Genomic DNA, 3,910 nt, shown 5'->3' with positions numbered 1-3,910 from the left:
GGCCCCCGGGCCCCGCCCGGGACCAGGGAGCGCGGGCGCGGCGCAGGCGCCCCCGGCCGTGCGCCAGGCTCGCAGCGCCGCCTCCGCGGCCCGGCGCCGGCGGTGGGCGTTGTGGTGGTTCGTGGCGCCCGCGGCGGTGTTCATGCTCGCCTACTACGCGGTGCCCGTGGTGAACAACGTCACCATGAGCTTCCGCGAGTACAGCACCGCCACCTTCTACACCGGCGAGGCCCCCTTCGTGGGCCTGGACAACTACGTGACGGTGGTCACCTCGGGGATCTTCGCGCGGATCACGATGAACACGTTCACCTTCACCTTCGTCTCGTTGGGCGCCACCTTCGTCATCGGGTTGCTGCTGGCGCTGTTCTTCAACACCCGCTTCCGCCTCAACGCCGTGCTGCGCTCGCTGATCCTGCTGCCCTGGCTGCTGCCGCTGATCATCTCCGCGGCCGTGTGGCGGCGGATGATGGACGCCGGCTCCGGCGTGCTCAACCAGATCGTCGGCGCCCTCGGGGTCGCCGACGTGCCGTGGCTGACCGATCCGCGTCTTGCGCTGTACTCGGTGATCCTGGTCAACGTGTGGGTCGGCATCCCCTTCGTCATGGTCATCCTCTACGGCGGGTTGCAGGAGATCCCCCGCGACCTCTACGAGGCGGCGTCGCTGGACGGCGCCACCGGCGTGCGCGCCTTCACCGCGATCACCTGGCCGCTGCTGCGCCCGGTGGTGGTCATCGTGCTCATGCTCGGCTTCATCTACACCGTGCGGGTGCTGGACATCGTGCTGGCCCTCACCGGCGGCGGCCCCGCCGATGCGACGCAGACCTACGCCACGCAGGCCTACCAGCTGTCCTTCACGAACTTCGAGTTCGGCACGGGCGCTGCCCTCAGCAACATCCTCATCATCGTCACGCTGGCGGTCTCGGTCTTCCAGCTGCGGGCGAACCGGCGCGCGAACGACTTGGCAGGTTGACGTGAACAGCACCTCGAGCAGCACCTCGAGCAGCACTCCGAGCAGCACCTCGAGCGGCGCCCTGGCACCGCGGCTGCGCACCGCCTTCGGCATCCTGGTGGTCGCCGTCCTGCTCTTCCCCGTCTACTGGATGGTCAACACCTCCCTGCAGGGCAGCGAGAACCTGCTGAGCACCCAGTGGTTCCCGCTGGACCTGGACCTGGAGGGCTACCGCCAGGCGATCGACTCCCAGCTGGCGAACCTGGGCACGAGCCTGCTCATCGCCAGCGGCGCCGTCCTCGTCTGCCTCGCCGTGGCCGCCCCCGCCGCCTACGGGCTCTCACGCACCAGCATCAAGCTGCCCGGCGGGGGGCTGGTCATGACCCTGCTCGTCATCACCCAGATGATCCCCGGCATCGTCATCGCCAACGGGCTCTTCTCCCTCTACAACGACCTGGGGCTGATCAACAGCTACCTCGGGCTCATCCTGGCCGACGCGTCACTGGGCATCCCGTTCTGCATCCTGCTGATGCGCTCGTTCATGGTGAACATCCCCGCCTCCCTGGTGGAGGCGGCCAAGATCGACGGCGCCCACGAGTTCCGGGTCTTCCGCTCCATCATCGTGCCGCTCAGCCGCAACTCCATGGTGACCGCCGCCGTCTTCGCGTTCCTGTTCGCCTGGAGCGACTTCATGTTCGCCCTCACCCTGACCACCGGCGACACCGTCGTCCCCGTCACCTTGAGCATGTACACCTTCGTCGGGGCGCACACGCAGAGCTGGGCCGCGCTCATGGCCACCGCCACCCTGGCCAGCATCCCCGCCGCCGCCCTGCTGGTCCTGGCCCAGCGCTACATCGCCGCCGGCGTCACCGGAGGCGCCGTCAAGTGAGCCTGCACGTGCACGCGCTCGCCCCCGGCTACGAGCAGGTCGCCGACCTCGCCGAGCACCTGCTGAGCCGAGACCCGCACTGGACCTTCCAGCTGGTCGTGCACGCCGAGCAGGACACGGTCGTCGACCTGCACGCCGGCGCCGGCTACGGCGGGGCCGTCCACGTGCAGGCCTCGGCGACCAAGGGCATCGCCGGGCTCACCCTCGCCCTGGCGCTGCAGGAGAACGGGGTGGGGGTGCACGAGCCGGTCGCACGGCTGTGGCCGCAGTTCGCCGCCGCCGGCAAGCGGGACGTGACGATCGCCGAGCTCTTCTCCCACCAGGCGGGCCTGCTGCGGACGGTGCAGCGCTTCAGCCCCCGGCAGTGGGGGGAGGGGCGGGCCGTCGCCGCCGACCTCGCCGCCCAGCAGCCGCTGTGGGCCCCCGGCCGGGCCCACGGCTACCACGCCCTGAGCATCGGCCCGCTGGCCGACGAGGTCGTGCACCGCCTCACCGGCACCGCGCTGCGGGAGTACTACGAGCAGCGGCTGCGCTCACCTGCGGCCGTCGACTTCTGGATCCGCCTGCCCGACGCCGAGCAGCACCGCCTGCACCGGGTCACCGTGCCGACGGCGCCTCCCGGCCCGGGGCCCTGCGCACCGGACCCGGCGCCGGGGCGGCCGGGAACGCTGCTGCGGGCCGCGACCGAGCAGCTGGACGCCATGGGCCCGGCCAACAGCTGGATCAACGCGCCGGCACTGCGTGCCGCGGGCATCCCGTCGGTCTCGGGCTGCGGCTCGGCCCGCGGCCTGGCCGACGCCTACGCCACGGCCACCGGTGTCGGCGGCCACCGCCCGCTGCTGCGCAGCGGCACCCTCGATGCCGTCACCCGCTCGCAGGTGTCCGGCCGCGACCTCGTCCTCGGTGGCAGCACGCACTTCGCGGTCCTGTTCGAGAAGCCGAGCCCCCGCCTGGACTTCGGCACCGCCGCCGCCTTCGGTCACGACGGTGCCGGCGGGGCGCTCGCCTTCGCCGACCCGGGCACCCGCCTGGCGTTCGGCTACACCACCGCGGCCGTGCCCGCGCCGGCGGGAGCGGATCCACGGGCGCTGGCGTTCGCGCGGCTGCTGCGCCGCCTCCGCACCGGGGAGCGCAGCCGGTGGCCGCCGCCGCAGCGGTGAGGCCACCACGCCCGTGCGCCGGACCCCGGCGCGCTCAGCGCAGGTCCACCCGCACGACCTGGTACTCGGCGCTGGCCGGGTCGGCCACCTCGAAGCGGCCGTTGACCAGCCACAGCGCCCCCGCCGCCAGCACACCCGTGGTCGGGCGGTCGAGGTCGGGATCGCCGACCTCGCCGACGACCTCAGCGGTGCGCCCGTCGCGGGACAGGCGCACCACCGCGGCGGAGTCGGTGGAGAAGCCGAAGACCACGTGCAGGGTCCGCCCGCGCAGGACCAGGCCGTCACCGGCGGTGAGGTCGCGCCCGCTCACCTCGATGCGGTCGCTGGCACCCGTGCGCGGGTCCACCCGGAACAGGTCGCCGGTGCTGCTCTGCGTCACGATCAGCGCACCGCGGTAGGCGCGGATGCCGTTGGCGTTGAAACCGGTCCCGTAGACGAGGTCGCCGGTGATGGGCAGCGTCCTCGCGCCGTCGGGTGCGGGCAGGGCGCCGTGCCGACCCAGCGGGATGACGACGAGGCGCTGCACGGCGGAGTCGGTGACGTACACGCCCTCGCGGGTGACCTCCACGTCGTTGAGGAAACCGCTGCCGGGCACCACCCAGCGGCCCAGCTCCTGCCCGGTGCTGCCGTCGTAGGCCGTGACCGCGCCCGTCGCCCCGCCCGCCACCCACAACCGGTCCGCCCGCGCCTCGTAGGTCATCCCCACGGCCACGCGACCCTCCACCCCGGCCACCAGCTGCCGGGTGCCGCCGGTGCGCAGGTCGCCGACGGCGGCATCGTCGTCGGCGCGCGAGCCCGCGTAGAACGTGGTGCCGCACCCGCGGGCGATGCCCTCGGGCAGGGAGCCGGTGGGCAGCGCGATCGTCTCGGGCAGGCGCCCGTGCCGGCCGTCGGGACCGGTGACGTCCGCGG

4 protein-coding genes are annotated in these 3,910 nt (G+C 73.0%); 3 read left to right on the top strand and 1 reads right to left on the bottom strand.

Going from position 1 to position 3,910, the window contains the following annotated elements:
• The 3 genes from GTQ99_RS20825 to GTQ99_RS20815 all read left to right on the top strand — a co-directional run.
• Window positions 1–970 (top strand): carbohydrate ABC transporter permease (locus GTQ99_RS20825; RefSeq protein WP_205707936.1); only part of this gene is annotated, 970 nt, incomplete at its 5' end.
• A gap of 1 nt (window position 971) precedes the next feature.
• Window positions 972–1,838, top strand: coding sequence for a carbohydrate ABC transporter permease (locus tag GTQ99_RS27250; protein ID WP_338075167.1), 867 nt, complete (start codon window positions 972–974; stop codon window positions 1,836–1,838).
• The gene (locus tag GTQ99_RS20815) at window positions 1,835–2,998 is read left to right on the top strand and encodes a serine hydrolase (protein ID WP_166617609.1); all 1,164 of its coding nucleotides are present in this window, start codon (window positions 1,835–1,837) and stop codon (window positions 2,996–2,998) included. The genes GTQ99_RS27250 and GTQ99_RS20815 overlap by 4 nt, the downstream gene beginning before the upstream one ends.
• A 34-nt stretch (window positions 2,999–3,032) precedes the next feature.
• On the opposite strand, the gene GTQ99_RS20810 is transcribed toward GTQ99_RS20815, so the two are convergent.
• Window positions 3,033–3,910 (bottom strand): hypothetical protein (locus tag GTQ99_RS20810; RefSeq protein ID WP_166617608.1); only part of this gene is annotated, 878 nt, incomplete at its 5' end.

Origin of the sequence: Kineococcus vitellinus (assembly GCF_009906315.1) — a bacterium.
Taxonomy (GTDB): domain Bacteria; phylum Actinomycetota; class Actinomycetes; order Actinomycetales; family Kineococcaceae; genus Kineococcus; species Kineococcus vitellinus.
This window is presented reverse-complemented; position numbering and strand designations above follow the sequence as displayed.